A 21,142-nucleotide genomic window follows, 5' to 3' on the forward strand; every position below is an offset into this window, starting at 1 on the left:
GGGAGAGCTTTTACCGGTTCTCCTCTCTACAAAGGGGTATAACATGTTGAAGCATGGGTTGAAAATTTCAGCACTGGCAATGTTGGTGGCATTTAATGTCAATGCAGCGACCGTTGATTTACGGGTTATGGAAACATCAGATGTTCATAGCAACCTGATTGATTTCGATTACTTTAAGGATAAACCGACTGAACAGTTTGGTTTGGTTCGTACTGCAAGCCTGATTAAAGCAGCCAAATCTGAAGTGACCAATGCCATTCTGGTTGATAACGGTGACCTGATTCAGGGTAGCCCGATGGCAGATTATATGGCGGCAAAAGGGCTGAAACAGGGTGAAGTTCACCCGGCTCACCAACTTATGAACACCATGGGTTATACCGTAGGTAACTTCGGTAATCATGAGTTCAATTTTGGTCTGGATTACCTGAAACAGGCGATAGCGGGAGCTGAGTTCCCTTATGTCAACGCCAATGTTATGGATGCCAAAACCGGTAAAAATTATTTTACCCCTTATATTATTGTCGATACTCCGGTTAAAGATCGGGAAGGCAAAGAGCACACGATTAAGATCGGTTATATCGGTTTTGTTCCGCCACAGATCAGTATCTGGGATAAAGCGAATCTGGATGGCAAAGTCGTTGTCAACGATATCACCGAAACGGCGAAAAAATTCGTACCTGAAATGAAAAAAGCAGGTGCAGATCTGATTATTGCCATTCCGCACTCCGGCTTCTCGCAGGAACCCTATAAAGCGATGGCGGAAAACTCGGTTTACTACCTGAGCGAAGTTCCTGGCATCAATGCCATCATGTTCGGTCATTCTCACGGTGTTTTCCCAAATAAAGAGTATGCCGGGATTAAAGGTGTCGATGTGGCTAACGGCACAGTCAATGGCATTCCAGCGGTAATGCCGGGCCAATGGGGAGATCATCTGGGCGTTGTTGATATGGTTATCAACAACGACGGTGGTGAATGGAAAGTGGAATCTGCTAAAGCAGAAGCGCGCCCTATCTACGATAAAGCCCATAAGAAAGCACTGGTTGAGCGTGATGATAAGCTGGCAGCGATTATCGATAAAGCTAATCAGGGAACTCGTGATTTTGTTGGTAAGCACATTGGTAAAGCCTCTGCCAATATGTACAGTTACCTTGCCCTGATCCAGAGTGATCCGACGGTTCAGATCGTCAATGACGCTCAGGTTGATTACACCAAACGCTTTATCAAAGGCGATCCTGATCTGGCTGACTTACCGGTTCTGGGAGCCGCAGCACCATTCAAAGCGGGTGGACGTAAAAATGCTCCTGCTGACTTCGTTGAAGTAGAAAAAGGTGATCTGACATTCCGCAATGCCGCAGACTTGTATCTCTACCCGAACACGTTAGTTGTAGTCAAAGCGAGTGGTGCTGATGTTACTGAATGGCTGGAATGCTCAGTGGGTATGTATAACCAGATCGATCCGAACTCTACCAAGCCACAGGAATTACTGAACTGGGATGGTTTCCGTACTTATAATTTCGATACTATTAGTGGCGTCAACTATAAGGTAGATCTGACTCAACCCGCGAAATACGATACGGATTGCCAGCTTATCAATAAAGATGCGAACCGTATCAAGGATGTTACTTATCAGGGTAAACCTATCGATCCAAAAGCCACCTTCCTGATTGCCACCAATAACTACCGTGGTTACGGCGGTAAATTTGCCGGAACCGGAGAAGATCACATCGCATTTGCTTCACCGGATGAAAACCGCTCCGTTCTGGCAGCTTATATTTCCAGAACAACCAAAGAGCAGGGTGTGGTATCAACACAGGCAGAAAATAACTGGTCATTCCTGCCAATCAAGACAGATAAGCAACTGGATATCCGTTTTGAAACATCTCCATCAGAAAAAGCAGCGAAATTTATTAAAGAACATGCCCAATATCCGGTGAAATACCTGAAAAATGACGATGTCGGGTTTGCCATTTATCAAATTGATCTGACTGATAAAAAATAACGCTTAATTGTACTGCCTATAAGTTTCAGGTTGCAGCTTTGGGCTGTAACCTGAAAGATGACGGTTACACTTTGATAGCTGATTTAAAGAGATAATGAGATGAATTATAAATATAAATTACTTCCGATTGTAATTGGCACAGCATTGCTGGCAGGGTGTGCAACCAAGCCGGCTAATGAATCATCAAATATCGTGGATGTACGAGTTCTGGGTCTGAATGATTTTCATGGCGCGTTGAAGGCACCTAAAAATCAGTCCGGCGGTATCGAACATATGGCAACGCTGATTAAAGAGCTGAAACAGGATAACCCGAATAATATCGTGGTTGCCGCCGGTGATTTAATTGGTGCCAGCCCGTTGCTCTCCTCGATGTTCCACGATGAGCCCAGTATTGAAGCTCTGACCCTTGCCGGTCTGGAAGCCACTTCGGTGGGGAATCACGAATTTGATAAAGGTAAAACTGAGCTGTTGCGTAAACAGAATGGTGGCTGCCATCCGGTAACAGGTTGTCAGGGGCCAGCACCATTTAAAGGCGCTGGGTTTCAGTATCTGTCGGCTAACGTCACAGTTAATGAAACCGGTAAAACCTTATTTCCGGAATATGTCATCAAAGAATTTGAAGGAATTCCGGTGGCCTTTATTGGCCTGACACTGGAAGGTACACCGGCAATTGTCACACCTCAGGGAACGGCTGGTCTGAGCTTTTCCAATGAAGTTAAAACTATCAATGCGCTGGTGCCAGAATTGCAGAAAAAGGGTGTAAAAGCCATTGGGGTGCTGATCCACGAAGGCGCAATGCAAAGACGTGACGCTGGTGGTGTTGGTGTTGATGTTAATGCCTGCAATGGGATAACCGGAAAAATCATCGATATCGTCAATCAGTTGGATCAAGAAGTGGATTTCGTGATCAGCGGCCATACTCATCAGGCTTATAACTGCGTGATTAATGGTAAATCTGTCACTTCTGCTCAGGCTAATGGTGCTTTGCTCACTAAGCTGGATCTGAAACTGGATAAAACCACCAAAGACGTTGTTGATTTCAAAGCAAAAAATATTTGGGTTGATAACTATAAATATGGCAAAGACCCGAAAGTGACGGAGTTATTATCTTCTTACGAAAAAATAGCGACGCCTTTGGCAAATCGCGTGATCGGGAAACTGGAAAGTGATCTGAATAAGAAACCGACATCCGGTGGTGAATCTGCATTGGGTAAAGTGATCGCTGATGCGCACCTGTATGCCACAACGGCAAAAGAGAGTGGCGGTGCTGTGATTGCCTTCGTAAATAATGGCGGTATCCGTGCGCCAATGGATGCAGGGGATGTCACTTATAACGCGATTTACACCGTGCAGCCGTTCTCTAATGTGATGGTGACTAAGACGCTGACCGGTGAACAGATCAAGCGCGCGTTGGAACAACAGTGGGATCGCACGCGCCCAAGTGTGATGGCGGTATCTCATTCTCTTGAATACTCGTGGGATAGCTCAAAACCGGCAGGGCAGCGTGTGATCGCCAGCTCTATGAAGATTAATGGCAAGCCAGTTGATATGAAAGCCAAGTACCGTGTAGCGGCTAACGAATATCTGGCAACCGGAGGCAGTAATTTCTCCGTATTTAAAGAAGGCACCGATCCGGTATACAGTGTTCCTGATGTGGATGCGGTGGTGAAATATTTTGCCGAGAAATCACCGATTGCTTACCCGAAAAAAGACAGAATCACGGATATAAGTAGCCAATAATGTGATGGTGATTGTAAATACAAAAAATTACTGTAGATAAAATCACCATCAAACAGGTACTGTAATCTTTCTGCTGTTTTAAATAATAAGTGCAATGCTAATTGTTATGCATTGCACTTATATTTTTAATCTTTTCAAATTAAGTGAATGTATTACTTATAAACGTAATATTTATAACGTAATAATAATTAAGGTAGTAATAATAAATGAGATATTGAATAAATAATAAAAACAGTTATGGAGAGCGCTAATATGCAAAAAATAATGGCAAGGCTAATAAAAAATAAAATTGCCAGAGTATTAACCTGTTCTGTAAGTCTTATACTGGGAAGTGCCACATATTCTTACGCTGCTGTAGTCCCTGCCGGAACCCAATTAGCCGAAAAGCAAGAAATCACCCGCAATAATTTTTCCGAACCCGCTTCTTTGGATCCGCATAAATCAGACAGTAGCAGTGAATTTGATATTTTAGTGGATCTCTTTGAACGTCTAGTGGATACTGACAAAGAAGAAAAAATTATCCCTGCTTTAGCCGAACGTTGGGAAACTACAGATAATAAAACATGGATTTTTTATTTAAGAAAAGAGGCGAAGTGGTCAGACGGTTCACCGGTAACTGCCCATGATGTGGTGTTCACTTGGCGGCGGTTGGTGACACCGGATACTGTTTCTCCTTATGGGAGTTATCTGGTTCAGGCTAATATTACCAATGCACAGGCTGTATTATCCGGTAAGAAAAAACCGGAAGAACTCGGTATTAAGGCCCTGAATGATAAAACTTTAGAAGTCACACTGGAAAAACCAAAAGCAGGCCTTTTGCAAATGTTGGCACATGCGGTTATGTCTCCACTTAATGAAAAGGTTGTTACAAAACATGGTAACAAATGGACACAGCCACAATTTTTTGTCAGTAACGGGCCTTTTACACTTTCTGAGTGGGTCGTGAATGAGAAAATTGTTGGTGTCAGAAATCCTCATTATTGGGATAATAAAAATACCATAATTAATAAAGTTACTTACTTGCCAATATCTGATTATAAGGCGGATCTTAATCGCTATCTGGCAGGAGAACTTGATATTTCTAATGGTGGGCCAACAGATTTCTTTTCTAAATTACAAAAAGAACTGGGTGATCAATTCCATATTAAACCGATAATGAGTGTTTCTTATTATCTTTTCAATACGCAAAAACCCCCATTTAACGATGTGCGGGTCAGACAGGCACTGACTTTAGCGTTGGACAGGGATGTAATTGCTGGCAGGGTGCTAGGGCAAGGCCAAAAACCAGCTTATCATGTAGTTTCTCCGGGTAGTGGAGGGATGGAATTAAAACATCCTGATTATGCTTCGTGGACGCAGGAGCAGCGCGTTGAAAAAGCTAAAGCGTTATTAAATGAAGCGGGTTTTAATGAAGGTAATCCACTGAAATTTAAACTTTTATATAACACTTCTGATGCTCATAAAAGACTTGCTATTGCTGCCAGTTCAATATGGAAAAAGAACCTCGGTGTTGATGCTATTCTGGAAAATCAGGAAAGTAAATCGCAGACAGAATCGCTGTATCAGGGTAACTTTGAAGTTGGCAGATATGCTTGGCAGGCAGATTATAATAGCCCATTTACCTTTCTGGAAATTTTCATGACAGGAAACACAAATAATATAACAAAATACAGTAATCCAGAATTTGATAAGTTAGTATTAAAGGCAGATGAAACTAATGAGCAAGCAATCTATCAAAAAGCACTTGATATTATTACCCATGATTCACCTGCCATTCCAGTTTATTACTTCGTCCGTGTTAAATTAGTCAAACCTTATGTCGGCGGCCTGTTTGTTAGCCCATTGGGACATATTATGACAAAAGATCTTTATATTATTAAACATTAATCTTCAATAGAAATAGCCTGCTTGTAATAGGCTATTTCTGAATTAAAAATCTAATTAAAATAATTAACGTAAAAAAAGTAAAAATATAATAATGGGGGTAACCAAACGATGCAGAAAATAATTTCTGGAATGATAAAAAACACAACATCGAAAGTATTAACCTGCTCAATAGCCATTGCATTAGGCAGTATCGGTTTTTCTGCTCAGACGGCTGTTGTGCCACCCGGCACAGAGTTGGCAGAAAAACAGGAAATCGTGCGTAATAATGGCTCATTTCCTGCTTCATTAGATGTACATAAAGTAGAAAGTAATACTGAGTTAGATATCATTCATGATTTTTTTGATGGTTTGGTCTATACCGACAAAAAAGGTAATATCGAACCCAGATTGGCGGAGCGCTGGGAAACGAAGGATAACCAGACATGGGTTTTCCATTTAAGAAAAGGTATTAAATGGTCTGATGGCACGCCGATTACCGCTCATGATGTGGTATTCAGCTGGCGGCGTTTACTTGAGCCGACAATGGGTTCTCCTTATGGTAGTTATCTTGCAACCGCTCATGTGACAAATGCGAATGATGTATTACTGGGTAAGAAAAAAGGCGAAGAGCTTGGGGTAAAAGCGCTGGATGATTCTACATTGGAAGTGAAATTGGATAAGCCAGTCGCGTATTTCTTACAAATGTTAACTCATCCGGTTATGGTTCCTATCAGTGAAAAAACAGTCAATAAATATGGTGATAGGTGGACGCAGCCAGAAACATTCGTTGGTAGCGGTGCTTTTAAACTGTCTGAGTGGACAGTGAATGAGAAGGTCGTTGGGGTCAGAAATCCTCAATATTGGGATGATAAAAACACAGTCATTAATAAAGTGACTTATGTCACCATCGTATCTGAAAAAGCCGATCTGAACCGTTACCTTGCAGGTGAAATTGATATAACTAAAACAATCGCATTAGATGCCTTTGCATCATTAAAAAAAGAAATTCCCGATCAGATGCATATTACTCCTATGCTATCCACTTATTATTATGCTTTTAATAACAAGAAACCACCATTCAATGATGTCAGGGTCAGGTTAGCATTAAGTTTAGCCATTGACAGAGATGTTATTGCCGATAAGGTTTTGGGGCAGGGGCAGTTACCGGCTTATAATGTCCTTCCTCCTAATATTGGTGGGTTAAATTTAATTCCGCCTGAATATGCAGGGTGGACACAAGAACAGCGGATTAAAAAAGCCAGAGAATTATTAAATGAAGCCGGATTCAATAAAAATAATCCACTAAAAATTGATTTGCTTTATAACACAAGAGAAACTCATAAAAAAATAGCTATAGCAGTCAGTTCAATGTGGAAAAAAAATCTTGATGTGAATGCTGTACTGCAAAATCAGGAATGGAAAGTCATGCTGGATAATATGCATCAGGGTAAATTTGATATAGTCAGGTATGCATGGGTAGCAGATTATAATAGCCCGATGTCATTTCTGGATATTTTCGTAACAGGCAATAGTAATAATATCCAGCTCTATGAAAATAGTGATTTTGATCAAATGGTCCTTAAATCAGGGGAAACTAACGACATAAAACATTATCAAAATGCAATGGATATCATAACCAATGACACACCTGTTATTCCTATTTATTACTACGTGAGTAATAAGATGGTAAAACCTTATATTGGTGGTTTTCATCCTACTCCCATGGAGTATATTTCAACGAAAGATCTTTATGTCATAAAACATTAATAAACAGATAGAGAGTCTTAATAGGCTCTCATCCCATTTGCAGGATTAAAACAATGAAAATAAAAAATATTAAAAATAGAGCTATAAAACAATTATCCTGTTTGGCTGCAATAACATTAGCCGGTGTAGTCACTGTATCCCATGCGGTCATTATTCCACCCGGAACACAATTGGCGGAAAAGCAGGAAGTGGTACGTAATAATGGTAGTGAACCTGTTTCATTGGATGTGCATAAAGTTGAAAGTGATACCGATTTTAATATTATTTATGATTTTTTCGATAATCTGGTGTATACCGACAAACAAGGTAATATTGCTCCCTTATTAGCAACTAGCTGGGAAACTCAGGATAATCAAAACTGGGTCTTTCGTTTAAGACAGGATGCTAAATGGTCTGATGGTTCTTCTATCACTGCCCATGATGTGGTTTTTAGCTGGCAGCGTTTACTTGATCCGGCAGTTGGCTCACCTTATGGAAACTATCTGATTGATGCTGCGGTAATGAATGCTAAAGATGTGCTTAAAGGCACAAAGAGTGCTAATGAATTAGGCATAAAAGCATTGGATAATTATACGTTCGAAGTGAAGTTAGATAAACCTATCGGGGATTTTATACAGAGACTGGCTCATCCTGTCATGGTTCCTGTCAGCGAAAAAGTGGTCAGAAAATATGGTGATAAATGGATACAGCCTGAACACTTTGTTAGTAGCGGCGCATTCAAATTATCTGAATGGATAGTCAATGAGAAAATAGTGGGTATCAGAAACCCCTATTATTGGGATAATAAAAATGTTGTTATTAATAAAGTCACGTACCTTGCTTTAGAGTCAGCAAAATCTGATTTGAACCGTTATTTGGCAGGTGAAATTGATATCACGCTGACAATTCCACAGGACTCATTCGCATCATTAAAGAAAAAATATCCGGAACAAGTGCATGTTTCTCCCAGACTGGGCGCTTATTATTATGAAATTAATAACGGAAAAGCACCGTTTACTGATATTCGGGTCAGGCAGGCATTAAATCTGGCAATAGACAGAGATATTATCGCTGATAAAGTGTTAGGGCAGGGGCAAAAGCCTATTTATACTTTCCTACCTCCCGGTATTGGCGGTTTTGATTTTAAACAACCGGATTTTGCTGATTGGACGCAGGAACAACGGGTCGAAAAAGCCAGAGCATTATTAAAGGAAGCCGGATTTAACCAGAACAATCCACTTAAATTTACTCTGTTGTATAACACGCTTGAAGCTCATAAGAAAGTGGCTATTGCCCTCAGCTCAATGTGGAAAAAAAATCTGGGTATTGAGGCAACCCTACAAAATCAAGAATGGAAAGTAGTTCTTGATAATAAATATCAGGGTAAATATGATCTTGTCAGATATGGCTGGATTGCAGACTATGATAGCCCGATGACATATTTCAATATATTCACTACAGATCACACACAAAATTCATCATATTATTCAAATAAACAATTTGATGAAATAGTTATGGAATCAGGGAAAACAAATGATAAAGCGGGTTACCAAAAAGCACTAGATATTATTACTGAGGATACCCCAATTATCCCTATTTATTCGGCTGTGAATCATAAAATGATTAAACCTTATCTTGGAGGTGTTTATGTTGATCCACGAGGCTACTATCTGACAAAAGATATGTATGTGATTAAACACTAAATACGGTTCTAATAAAATGATTGCTCATATCTCTGATCACGGAGATATGAGCTAATACTACATGATAATTGTGATGCATATAATGTTTTTGAAAACAAATGTTGTGTTTTTGTTAATCAAATAATTCCTATATGAAATAATTATTTTTGCATGTAATTATAACTTAGGTGTGAAACTTAACATTAATTTATATATCTGATACCAGATATTATGTTTTTTTAGATTTGTTTTTGTTGTATTTTAGAGGTGTTATTTCTTTTTATTAATTGATGAAAAATTCATGTTTTATTTTTCATCATGAATTAATTTTGCTTCTTATTATTCAATGGGGAATTATTTCTCTCTCAATCAATAAAATAAATAATTTATTAAATCAGGTGATTATGGTGATAATGGTCATGATAAAATATTGTAATGAATAGTATCACACGTATGTAATTAGGCCAGATAGCAATAAGAAATAAACATTGACATCAGATGTTGGCAAGAATTATAAAACAGCCAGCAGGGTTGAAATTTTTATAAGTTTTTATTGAGTTATGAAGGGTAGAGAGCACACATATTTAGTGGGCATGTATATTTCTGACTACAATTAGTAAATTTATATGATAAAAATAAATAATTTATATTTTAGCTATCGAAACAGGGAAATCCAGAATGGATTTTTTAAGAATTTATTTAAATCAAATGAAACTGAGGTGAAATTATTTGAAAGCCTAAGTATTGAAATATTTAATGATGAGAAAATTATTGGATTGCTGGGGAAAAATGGAGCAGGTAAAACAACATTAATAAAGTTAATTACGGGAATTTTAACACCAAACTCTGGTGATATTACTGTGTTTGGCACCTCTCCATATGGGCGTCCTGCAAAGCTTTTATCTAACCTTGGTGTCCTTTTTGGAAATCGGTCAATGCTCTGGGAGGAGTTATCTCTCTATGAGAATATAGAACTTTTTTCAAAAATATATAAACGTATTTATGATAAAGATCATGTTGAGAGCATGATAGAGATGATGAATCTTAGAAATATTGCAAGGAAACCAGCAAAAACGTGTTCTTTAGGCCAGTCTGTTAAATCTAATTTATTAATACATATGTTGAATAAGCCAAAGCTTCTTATTTTGGATGAGCCAACGATTGGATTGGATATAGAATCACAGATTTTATTACGTAGTATTTTAAAAGATTATGCTGATAACAATGAGAGTAAAATACTTATTACTTCACATAATATGATAGATATAGCTGATATCTGTAAGGATATTATCTTTCTGAAAGAGGGCGAAGTATCAAGAGTAAACCTGAATGAATGTGATTCCAAGGAAAAGAATGCGATATATTTAGAGAGGTTATTCTTGTGATTGCTAAATTCTCTTTTATAGAAGCTATCAGAGCTAAGAATATTATATTAGGCTACTACTTTCTTATAATAACACTGTATGCTGTTGAATTATCCTTTTGGAGTACAATGACAGGTTCAAGTGATTTTGCTCATTACACACGTAATGAGATAATCACTTATATATTATGGTCAGTGATGATTTTTCAGTTAACAAGTATTTCAGGATTTCCGGAGAGGTTAGCATTCAATATTGAAGATGGTAGTGTTGATAGATTAATCATCATGCCAAAGTCAATATTGCTGTATTATTCTGAGTATGCTTTTGGGCAGATGTTAGCCAGAATGTTTGTTATGTCTCCATTAGTTATTTTTATCATCTGGTATCAGGGTAACTTGCCAAACCTTTTATGGTTATTGGTTGCATTATGTATAGGCTTATTTATAAATTTATATTTAACAATGATATTATCTTGTATGGCTTTTAAGTTCAGAGGGGCCTACTCCTTTATTATGGTAAAGGATACGTTATCATGGGCATTATCAGGTGCCGTAATACCATTAGATGTATTTAATGACACCATAAAAATGTTTTTTAATTATATTCCTTTTCAATACATTACTTACGTCCCTGTTAAAATTGCAACAAATTCAATCTCTCTTTACTTTATACTGAGTGGCTTATTAGTAATGTTCTTCCTGATGATAATTTTTAGTGTCATCTGGCGTTATATGATAAAGTATAATCAAGGGTATAATGGCAATGCTTAATATTATATTTACAGGGTTTAAAAATAGTTTATCAGAAGCTAAAAAAAGCCCTTTTAATTTTTGGATGGCGGCTTTTATTAATTTTAATTTCTATATGGCGCAGGGTTTTTTCTGGTATGCCATTTTAGGCTCAAAGTCTTCTGATTATATTTTGTCTAATGATTTCGTTCTTATCTTTTTTACTACGGTATGTTTGGTAGATAATTTTTATCTTTTTTTATTCGGAAGAGGAAGTTTTTTACTGACAAATAAAGTTAAGTCATTAAAGTTAGATCCGCATTTGATACTGCCGATAAATACTCAATTTCTTTATGTTGCAACAGGCATTGCATTCGAACACTTTTTATTGTCATTTTTATCTTTAGTATTGTTTTTTGCTGTTCATATTTATTTAAATACTGATATTTTGTACGTGTTTTTACATTTAATTATGGTCTTTGAGGGAGTTTTAGTCCTGACAGCGATCACATGGATCATAAGAACAAGCATATTCTGGACATCTGCTTTAGTCAGTATTAAATATTCTAACCCTTGTTTTAAGGTGTTAGTCAGGCCTGAGCAGTCTTTTCACGGCTTGATACGTATTATTCTGATGTTTGTACTTCCTTGTTTATTTATAACTGGCGTTCCCGCTTCAGTTGCAAATGGGATAATGAGCGTGAAGTGGTTTTTTATTCAGTCAGCCATCACATTAATTTTAATTATTGTGGCTAAATTATTTTTTGATATTGGCGTCAGAAGATATGCCAAATATGTAACGTGAAAACAAGTGTTGAAGTGTTTTTTAAGATGGCAGGTAAGTCAGTTTTTTATAGAGAAATATAATGATGAATGTTTAAGTGATAATATAATTATGGAGAGCTTTATTATGGCTATACAAAAAATGATGACTAATTTAGCAGTAAAGAAAAAAATCAGCATACTCTCTTGTGTTATTGCAGCAATATTTGGAAATGTTTCATTATCTTACGCCGCTGTTGTGCCGGAAGGAACAAAACTGGCGGCTAAGCAGGAAATTGTACGTAATAGTCTATCAGAGCCTGCCTCATTGGATGTGCATAAAGTCTCCAGTGATGTTGAGTTTGATATTATTCACGATTTTTTTGAGGGACTAGTTTATATCGATAGGCAGGGCAATATTGAGCCAAGGTTGGCTGAACGGTGGGAAACCAGTGATAATAAAACATGGGTTTTTCATCTGAGAAAAGGAATTAAGTGGTCTGATGGCACACCGATTACAGCCCATGATTTTGTTTTTAGTTGGCGACGTTTGGTTGAGCCTGACATTGTATCTCCCTATGGTAGTTATCTTGAAAATATCAGCATTATCAATGCTAATGATGTGCTTACAGGTAAGAAGAAAGGAGAAGAACTTGGAGTAAAAGCATTAGATGATATGACCTTGGAAGTGCGTCTGGATAAACCAATGGGTGATTTTTTACAGGCATTAACGCATACCGTTATGGTACCTGTGAATAAAAACGCTATTGAAAAATATGGTGATAAATGGACAAGGCCGGGTAATTTTGTGGGAAATGGGCCATTTAAACTGTCCGAGTGGAAGGTGAATGAAAAAATCATAGGAGTCAGAAATCCACAATATTGGGATGATAAAAACACCGTTATAGATAAAGTACATTATCTTGTTATTGCTTCTGAAAAATCTGCTTTAAGCCGTTATCTGGCTGGTGAAGTGGATTTTACTGGCACCATTCCACTGGAGTCTTTTGAATCGGTAAAGGAAAAAATGGGAGAGCAGGTTTATACATCTCCTAAAGTTGGTACTTATTTCTATGAATTTAATAATAAAAAACCACCTTTTGATAATATTAAAGTCAGGCAGGCATTAAATTTAGCGGTAGACAGAGATGTGATCGCTTATAAAGTATTAAGGCAGGGGCAAAAGCCTGCTTATACCCTTGTTCCCCCCAATACTGGCGGCTTCGAGTTTTCAGAGCCTGATTATGCTTCATGGACTCAGGAGCAGCGTATTGAAAAAGCCAAAGTACTATTGAATGAAGCAGGGTTCAATAAAGACAATCCATTGAAATTTAATTTGCTTTACAATACTCATGAATCACACCAAAAAATTGCTATTGCAGTTAGTTCAATGTGGAAAAAGAACCTGGGTGTAGAGGTTACTTTGCAGAATCAGGAATGGAAAGTGATGCTGGATAATATGCATCAGGGTAAGTTTGAGGTTATCAGAAGGGCATGGATTGCCGATTATAATAGCCCAATGAGCTTTCTGAATATGTTTATGTCAGGGCAGGTGAAAAATACTGCTTTATATAATAATAGTGATTATGATACAGCCATTAAAAAAGCGAGTGAGACTAATGATGTATTATATCAGCAGAAAGGCCTGGATATTATAACTAAAGATTCACCTGTTATTCCTATTTATTATTATGTTAATTCTAAAATGGTGAAGCCATATGTTGGTGGATTTTATGTTACCCCTATGGGTTATGTATCCACTAAAGATCTTTATATTATAGAACATTAAAATATAAGATAATTATTCTTATCAGAATTCAAGCTGCATCTGGCTCAGTTGCAGCTTTTTTTACTGTGCTATTCATCATCGAAATCATTAATTGGCTTTTTTTAAAATGTTATTTTTTCAAGTGCTATTATTAAATAATAGATGTGTATACCTTATTTAAAGCACACGACAATGTTTCTAATTAATAATAAAAATCACATTACAGCAATAGAGGAAAATGACATGTTAAATAAAATAATTAATAGAGAAATAGAAATATTAGTTTATTCTATGACTATGATATTTTTTAGTATTACTTCATCCTATGCCGCCGTTATTCCACCCGGTATACAATTGAATGAAAAACAGGAGGTTATTCGTAATAATGGTGCAGAACCTGCATCACTTGATGTTGATAAAGCTGAAGATAATGTTTCACTGAATATTATCAATGATTTTTTTGAAGGATTAGTCGGAACGGATAAAAACAATAAAATTGAACCCAGATTGGCTGAAAGCTGGGAAACAAAAGATAATAAAACGTGGGTGTTTCATTTAAGAAAAGGTATCAAATGGTCTGATGGTACACCTATCACTGCTCATGATGTTGTTTTCAGCTGGCGGCGGTTGATTGAGCCTGCAACAATTTCTCCTTATGGCAGTTATCTTGCTGATGCTTTCGTTGTCAATGCGCAAGCTATTCTTAATGGCCAGAAGAAAGCGGAAGAATTGGGTGTTAAAGCGCTGGACGATGCGACGGTTGAGGTTAAATTGGAGAAACCGGTTGGTTATTTTCTACAAATGTTAGCCTTTCCGATTCTGTACCCAATTAATGAAAAAGTAGTGACAAAATATGGTGATAAATGGGTAAAACCTGAATATTTTGTCTCTAGTGGGCCATTTAAGCTATCTGAATGGCATGTTAATGAAAAGGTTGTTGGAGTCAGAAATCACTATTATTGGGATGATGAAAATACGGTAATTAATAAAGTCACGTATCTACCCATCTCGTCAAATAAATCAGAATTAAATCGTTATTTAGCCGGAGGGGTTGATATGACATTTACTATTCCGTTAGAAGACTTTGCTTCATTAAAACGAACAATAGGAGGACAGATTCATATTACGCCGCTTCTGAGTACATATTATTATGATTTTAATAATAAAAAATATCCGTTTAATGATGCCAGAGTCAGACAGGCTTTAAATTTATCTTTGGATCGGGATATTATTGCTAATCGGGTTGTTGCTCAGGGCCAGATACCTGCTTATACCATACTGCCACCGGGGATTGGTGGGTTTAAATTTAAATTACCGGAATATGCTTCGTGGACACAAGAACAACGAAATAAAAAAGCACGGGAATTATTAGCTGAAGCAGGTTTTAATAAGAACAATCCGCTTAAATTTAACCTGGTTTATAATACATCAGAGCAACATAAAAAAATTGCAATTGCAGCTGCTTCTATGTGGAAAAAGAATCTTGGTGTTATTGCGAAATTACAAGCCGAAGAATGGAAAGTCATGCTGGATAATGAACATCAGGGTAAGTTTGATGTTGTCAGGGGAGGATGGATTGGGGATTATAATAATCCTGTATCCTTTTTAAATATATTCAGTACTAACCAGAGTAATAACACTTCATTCTATTCAAATAAAGAGTTTGATAATTCGGTGGAAAAAGCGGGAGAAACCAATAATCAGGCTGACTTTCAGAGGTCTGTTGATATTTTGATAAAAGATGCTCCTATTGCACCCGTTTATTACGCTGTGACTGCGGTGTTAGTAAAACCTTATATTGGGGGGTATTATGCTAATATATCCGGATTTACAGCCACGAAAGATCTTTTTGTCATTAAGCATTAATTAACTCAACATAAATAATGAGGAAGATAGCCCTATGCAGAAAGTCACAATTATTACGGGTGGTTCCCGTGGTATTGGTAAAGCAACAGCGCTTGATCTGGCAAAGAAAGGGCATCATGTTTGCATTAGTTATCGCTCTCGCAGAGAACGCGCACAGGAAGTTGTGGACATGATCCAAAGCCTGGGGCAATCGGCACTGGCTGTTCAGATGGATGTAACCGATGAACAGCAGGTTATGGCTCTGTTTCAGAAGGCGGAAAAGGAACTGGGGTATATCACTGGGCTGGTGAATAATGCGGGCATTTTAAAGGCTCAGACTACCATTGAGCAGCTAACTGCTGAGCGTTTGAATGAGATGTTTGCCACCAATATCACGGGCTATTTTCTGTGTGCCAGAGAGGCAGTCAAAAGAATGGCTTTCCGGCATGGGGGACAGGGTGGGGCGATTGTTAATGTTTCATCAGCAGCGGCAAGGTTGGGGGCTCCCTATGAATATATCGATTATGCTGCTTCAAAAGGTGCTGTAGATACATTGACCACGGGGTTATCTCTGGAAGTTGCGGCACAGGGGATAAGGGTAAATACCGTTCGCCCCGGATTAATTTATACCGAAATCCATGCTGATGGCGGTGAACCTGGCAGGGTTGACAGAATTAAAGATTCCCTGCCGATGAAAAGAGGCGGGCAGCCTGAAGAAGTCGCAGCAGCGATTGCATGGTTGCTATCTGATGATGCATCGTATGTAACGGGTAATTTTATGGATTTGGCGGGAGGAAAATAGACTTTCGCTTTTTTGGAACTAAGAACTCAACCGGAGAAAATGGCGTATTTTTCCGGTTGAGTTATCTGGCAGATTGCGACAAAAAGTTTGACATTATTGCTTAGGTTTAAGAATTATTTTCCCGAACGTTATTTCAATATTAATGGGTTGCTCTATCAATTGACTGTCAGTTAGCCAGTCGCCGGCAAGATAGAGTTCTCCATTTTCACGAATATTATCTATTCCCTGTTCTGGCTTGTTTTCAATTTCGTGGATCAGATTAGTAAGATCAGTCTCGGGGGCAAGCAGAGAAAGAATTATCCCATCTGAGTGCTGGGATATATGAAAGAGTGAATCAGAAATAAACCCGGCATCACTGAGTTTGCTGCCACTGAGGGTTAACTCGGGGATATCAGTGTGGCGAAATAAAACATGAAGACTCATTTGACGTTCCTTGTGTTATTTGGAGATTTCGTAATACTTTAGCAGTACTTTAAGTGGTGAGAAAATTATGTTGTGAGAAGTGTTAATCTTATTCAGGAAATAAAAACCCCGCCGATATTATCAGGCAGGGTTTTGTATTAAATCACTTAATTAAAGCGAATTAGGCTGCGTTAATGCCATACTGAGCACAAACAGATGCCAGGCCACCCGCATAGCCCTGACCAACTGCACGGAATTTCCACTCACTATTGTGGCGGTACAGTTCACCGAACAGCATCGCAGTTTCAGTCGAAGCATCTTCAGTCAGGTCATAACGGGCAACTTCAGCTTGTGTGTCATCGTTAACCAGGCGAATGAACGCACCTGAAACCTGTCCGAAGCTCTGACGACGAGTCTGAGCATCATGAATGGTGACAACAAAAACGATTTTATCTACATCAGCAGGGATCTGATCCAGTTTGATTTTCAGTGATTCATCATCACCATCCCCTTCACCGGTGCGGTTATCGCCAGTGTGCATAATAGAACCATCAGAAGATTTCAGGTTGTTGTAGAAAATGAAATCAGCATCACCGCGTACTTTGCCGTTTGCTGCCAGCAGGAACGCTGAAGCATCAAGGTCAAAGTCCTGTCCGTCAGTCGCGCGGGCATCCCAGCCGAGACCGATCAGAACATTTTTCATTGTTGGCGCTTCTTTGGTCAGAGAAACGTTACCGCCTTTAGAAAGAGATACACCCATTATTTTTTCCTCATTTATTTATGGATTTAGCTTGTTTTTTCTTTTTCGGGAAACAGCAAGCTGGCAATAATACCGGCAGCCAGTACCCCGAGTACGACAAACAGGCTGCTTGTCGCCGAAATAGAGTAGCCGTGGTGGAACATATGTTCAGATGCGTTAAGCCCCAATTTGATAGCAATAAAGAACAGCAGGACAATAACGGCTTTTTCCAGATGGACGAGATACTTTTTCAGTGCCTCCAGTACAAAGTAGAGTGTACGCAGACCTAAAATGGCGAACATCATGGCACTGTAAACGATCAATGGTTCACGGCTGACAGCAATCACTGCGGGAACAGAGTCAAAAGCAAACATGACGTCAGAAAGTTCAACTACAGCCAGACACAGCATCAGTGGCGTGGCATAAAGAGCCGCTTTACCGACACGCCCCGCTTTTTCACTATTGTTTTTAAGATCACTGGTTTTACGGCCGATCGTTACATCAGCATTTTCTGGTTTTGCCAGCTCTGCATCGACTTCTTTCTGAGTGAGCATGAAATCATGACCGCGCAGTTTCGGCCAGATAGGGAAGAAACGCTTCACCAAGCGGTAGGCTAAGTGTTGTGAGTAATCTTCGATTTCATCATCATTGTCACCACTTTTCAGCATCATAACTGCTGTCCAGCCGACGATGGCGGCAAAAACCATTTCAACCCACGGTCCCAATGTCAGTAGGCTTGCCCCGATAGCAACGAAAATACCACGGAAGACAATGGCACCAACTATGCCCCAGTAAAGAACGCGGTGGCGATAACGATCCGGGACAGCGAACCAAGAAAAAATTGCCATAATGACAAACAGGTTATCGACGGAAAGCACCTTCTCCAGTGCATAACCGGTGATAAACAGGCTTGCGACTTCGGCGCCGTGATGGACAAACAGGAATCCCGCGAAAACAAAAGCGACAGCAACCCAGAAGACAGACCAGAGAGCGGCACTGCGCAGCGAAATCGGCTTATCATGACGATGCATAAAAAGGTCGATAAAGAGCGCACCAACCGACAGAATAATAAATACAGCAACGGTTTCCATCGGAAAACCAATGTGCGTGGATACCATGAAGTAAGCCTCTTAATTATCCGTGATTACAGATCGAAATCTGCCGGTACAAAGCCTAAGGCTGTGCATATTTCTCTGGCAGCATTTTTTTCATCGTTATCAAAGTCGCCATCACTTTTGGCAACAGCAATTCCGACACGTAAAGCAAGCTGTGCTGCTTCCGGCTGCTGTTTCAGCGCCATGATGTATTTCATCGCTTCGCCTTTACCGATATCAGCATCAAATTCATAGCTGCTGACCAGCTTGTTGAAGAATTCGATAATTTCAGTCGTATCGAAGACTTTCAGTTCAGGGGAGCTTTTGATGAATCCCACCATTTTCTGTTTTTCTTCAGAGCTGACACCGTTACTTGCCATTGCGACATGCGCGCACACAGCAACAGTTCCTTCCATGAATTTTTTGTTTTTGAAACGGCCAACCTGATTGGTCAGCTCTTCGCGGCCTACACTGAATGCCGATTTGATTTTGTTTAAAAAGGACATAAGTCCCTCCGTTAGTTTGTATAACGAGTATGTATACTCGTCGTCTTTCAAATTGCCTCTTTGTTGGCTACGATCGTTCACCCCAGTCACCGTTTTTATAAATATACGGTTATCTATGCTCCCGGGGATGCCCTCCCTTGCCGCCGCGATGCAATTCGAAATCCATTGGGTATATAAAAATGGACGTATTATTTACTGCCTGATGTCCAGCGAAAGCCCCAGCCAAAAGCTTGGTCCATCTCTTTATGACCACTAAAATACTGGTTGATACGCTCTACCTGAATGTCACCGTTGTCATTAACAAGACGGGCAATGGCACACATATTTTTGCGGTTATGCCCTTCTGTCAGACGGGTTTCAATCGGAGGCTGGCCATTGACGTAAATCGTGACAATACCATCCGTATTGTTCCAGCTCGGTACACCTTCGTAGATAAAGGCATAGATCAGCACTTCACTGATATTTTTCCACTCAAGACCATTGATATGGAGCCATTCACCATCAGTAACACTGCCTGTGCGATCATCCCCCTGTAACTGGACATAAGGCTCGCTATGATAAGCACCGAAACCGTTCCCTAATGCCTGTATAACGTCACGGGTGCCATCGCGGAGCCGGACGAAAGCACCGAGATCCAGATCTACCCCCTTACTGGTATTAAACAGGTTTTGAAACATGCCACGGCTGGCAGGCGCTGCTCCCTGATTCCAGTTAAGATTGACGCGGATCTCACCGAAGTTGTCACGTTTACTCAGACTGATCGCGGGTTTTTCTTTCGTCAGAGAAACTTTGCTCAGATTGACACTTTTCGGTTCAGGAGCCGGAGTTGGTGGCGACGCTGGCGCATCATCGACAATATCGACACCAAAATGTTCTGCCAGAGGCTGAAGGCCACCATTAAAACCCTGAGCAATAAAACGAAACTTCCATTCACCATTACGGCGATAAAGTTCACCGAGGATCAATGCGGCTTCTGTACGCCCCTGAACTTCAACGTGCCCCTGTAAAATCACACTCCCATTCAGTTCGACCTGAATAGAAAGGCTGCGAAGGCTGGAGATAGTCTGGCTGCCGTCGCAGGTCGCGGTGAATGCAACTTTTTGAACGTCTTGCCGAAGAGCCGGCAGGTTAACGGAAAACGCGGTATTGGTATTACCGCCAGACAGGCGAATGGTGTTATCGTCATTATCCGGCTGCCCATAAAAGACCATATCCGGATCGCCCTGCACCTTACCATCAGCATACAGACGGAAAGCGGAGACATCGACTGCTAAACCTGAAAGTACCCTGATGGTCAGCATTTGATCGGAGACGGGGGCATTTCCCCCCGGAGTCAGATTCATCAGCGCACCACCGTTTCAACGATTTGTGGATACATATCATCAATGGTACGCCCACGGCAGGGAACCCCATGTGCGGTGAAATCCCACATACCGCTATTACGGCGCAGGGAAGAGATAATAATGCCGGTATGAGCACCCTGTTCGTTTAACTGGTAGCGCGCCAGCTCTTTGCCGTTTTGATCAACAACACGACAGAACGCATTTTCAACATCGTTGAAGGTTTGACCGCGAAAACTATTAACGGTAAAAGCAAGGTATTCAACATTGGCAGGCAGTTTAACCAAATCGACGCTGATGACTTCATCATCTCCGTCGCCTTCTCCTGTCAGATTGTCGCCACTATGCCTTACCGAACCACATTCGGATTTAAGCTGGCCGAACCAGACAATGTCAATGGAATTGCCGGATGCATCGAGCAGAATGCAGCTGGCATCCAGATCAATTTCATTACTGTCTCCGCCGAACAAACGTGACAAGAAGCCTTTTTTTTGAGCTATTGGATCCCATCCCAGACCAAAATCAATTTTAGCCAGCGAAGTACTCTGTTTGGTCAGCGAAACGGACTGATTTTTACTCAATGAAACCATTAATAACACCTCTTATTTATCGGTGAATTGTTTTATAAGTGATTTGTTTTTTATCGTGAATCGCTATCAGTGAATTGCGATAATTTCACTTATGTAGAAAATCATAATATGACCAGATATATAGCTGAAATCCTGTCATATTATGATCCTCACAAATTGCAACTATCTG

17 protein-coding genes are annotated in these 21,142 nt (G+C 39.7%); 11 read left to right on the forward strand and 6 right to left on the reverse strand.

Annotated elements, in window-relative coordinates; translation table 11 throughout:
- Positions 1–43: 43 nt before the first annotated feature.
- From Xsto_RS06150 to Xsto_RS06200, 11 genes are all read left to right on the forward strand, one after another.
- On the forward strand, positions 44–1,999 hold the full coding sequence (locus Xsto_RS06150; RefSeq protein WP_099108765.1) for a bifunctional 2',3'-cyclic-nucleotide 2'-phosphodiesterase/3'-nucleotidase: 1,956 nt from the start codon (positions 44–46) through the stop codon (positions 1,997–1,999).
- 99 nt (positions 2,000–2,098) lie between these two features.
- A complete protein-coding gene (locus Xsto_RS06155; protein ID WP_099124396.1) occupies positions 2,099–3,739 on the forward strand; it encodes a bifunctional metallophosphatase/5'-nucleotidase in 1,641 nt (546 codons plus the stop codon).
- A 252-nt stretch (positions 3,740–3,991) separates the two neighbouring features.
- Positions 3,992–5,626 carry an ABC transporter substrate-binding protein gene (locus tag Xsto_RS06160; protein WP_244590345.1) on the forward strand — a complete coding sequence of 545 codons (1,635 nt, stop codon included), beginning with the start codon at positions 3,992–3,994 and terminating at the stop codon, positions 5,624–5,626.
- A gap of 108 nt (positions 5,627–5,734) precedes the next feature.
- Positions 5,735–7,372, forward strand: a complete 1,638-nt coding sequence (locus tag Xsto_RS06165; protein WP_099124398.1) for an ABC transporter substrate-binding protein — start codon at positions 5,735–5,737, stop codon at positions 7,370–7,372.
- Positions 7,373–7,425: 53 nt separating this feature from the next.
- The gene (locus tag Xsto_RS06170) at positions 7,426–9,054 is read left to right on the forward strand and encodes an ABC transporter substrate-binding protein (RefSeq protein ID WP_099124399.1); all 1,629 of its coding nucleotides are present in this window, start codon (positions 7,426–7,428) and stop codon (positions 9,052–9,054) included.
- 605 nt (positions 9,055–9,659) lie between these two features.
- Positions 9,660–10,418, forward strand: a complete 759-nt coding sequence (locus Xsto_RS06175; RefSeq protein ID WP_099108760.1) for an ATP-binding cassette domain-containing protein — start codon at positions 9,660–9,662, stop codon at positions 10,416–10,418.
- On the forward strand, positions 10,415–11,167 hold the full coding sequence (locus tag Xsto_RS06180; RefSeq protein WP_099124400.1) for an ABC-2 family transporter protein: 753 nt from the start codon (positions 10,415–10,417) through the stop codon (positions 11,165–11,167). The genes Xsto_RS06175 and Xsto_RS06180 overlap by 4 nt, the downstream gene beginning before the upstream one ends.
- A complete protein-coding gene (locus tag Xsto_RS06185; RefSeq protein ID WP_244590346.1) occupies positions 11,154–11,930 on the forward strand; it encodes an ABC-2 family transporter protein in 777 nt (258 codons plus the stop codon). The genes Xsto_RS06180 and Xsto_RS06185 overlap by 14 nt, the downstream gene beginning before the upstream one ends.
- Positions 11,931–12,035: 105 nt before the next feature.
- Entirely contained in the window at positions 12,036–13,676 is a 1,641-nt protein-coding gene (locus Xsto_RS06190; protein WP_244590347.1) for an ABC transporter substrate-binding protein, read from the forward strand.
- 222 nt (positions 13,677–13,898) lie between these two features.
- Positions 13,899–15,521 carry an ABC transporter substrate-binding protein gene (locus Xsto_RS06195; protein WP_099124402.1) on the forward strand — a complete coding sequence of 541 codons (1,623 nt, stop codon included), beginning with the start codon at positions 13,899–13,901 and terminating at the stop codon, positions 15,519–15,521.
- Between the two features lie 34 nt (positions 15,522–15,555).
- Positions 15,556–16,302, forward strand: a complete 747-nt coding sequence (locus tag Xsto_RS06200; RefSeq protein ID WP_099124403.1) for an SDR family oxidoreductase — start codon at positions 15,556–15,558, stop codon at positions 16,300–16,302.
- A gap of 93 nt (positions 16,303–16,395) precedes the next feature.
- Here Xsto_RS06200 and Xsto_RS06205 read toward each other — a convergent pair whose 3' ends face one another.
- The 6 genes from Xsto_RS06205 to Xsto_RS06230 all read right to left on the reverse strand — a co-directional run bounded on the left by Xsto_RS06205 (position 16,396) and on the right by Xsto_RS06230 (position 20,973).
- On the reverse strand, positions 16,396–16,725 hold the full coding sequence (locus tag Xsto_RS06205; protein WP_099124404.1) for a SymE family type I addiction module toxin: 330 nt from the start codon (positions 16,723–16,725) through the stop codon (positions 16,396–16,398).
- Between the two features lie 160 nt (positions 16,726–16,885).
- On the reverse strand, positions 16,886–17,464 hold the full coding sequence (locus Xsto_RS06210; RefSeq protein WP_099108754.1) for a TerD family protein: 579 nt from the start codon (positions 17,462–17,464) through the stop codon (positions 16,886–16,888).
- Positions 17,465–17,490: 26 nt separating this feature from the next.
- Positions 17,491–18,561 carry a TerC/Alx family metal homeostasis membrane protein gene (locus Xsto_RS06215; protein WP_099108753.1) on the reverse strand — a complete coding sequence of 357 codons (1,071 nt, stop codon included), beginning with the start codon at positions 18,559–18,561 and terminating at the stop codon, positions 17,491–17,493.
- 26 nt (positions 18,562–18,587) lie between these two features.
- A complete protein-coding gene (locus Xsto_RS06220; protein ID WP_099124405.1) occupies positions 18,588–19,043 on the reverse strand; it encodes a tellurite resistance TerB family protein in 456 nt (151 codons plus the stop codon).
- A 188-nt stretch (positions 19,044–19,231) separates the two neighbouring features.
- The gene (locus Xsto_RS06225; protein ID WP_099124406.1) at positions 19,232–20,386 is read right to left on the reverse strand and encodes a TerD family protein; all 1,155 of its coding nucleotides are present in this window, start codon (positions 20,384–20,386) and stop codon (positions 19,232–19,234) included.
- The gene (locus Xsto_RS06230; RefSeq protein WP_099124407.1) at positions 20,386–20,973 is read right to left on the reverse strand and encodes a TerD family protein; all 588 of its coding nucleotides are present in this window, start codon (positions 20,971–20,973) and stop codon (positions 20,386–20,388) included. The genes Xsto_RS06225 and Xsto_RS06230 overlap by 1 nt, the downstream gene beginning before the upstream one ends.
- Between the last annotated feature and the right edge of the window lie 169 nt (positions 20,974–21,142).

It is taken from the genome of Xenorhabdus stockiae, assembly GCF_002632825.1.
In the GTDB taxonomy this organism is placed as follows: Bacteria; Pseudomonadota; Gammaproteobacteria; order Enterobacterales; family Enterobacteriaceae; genus Xenorhabdus; species Xenorhabdus stockiae.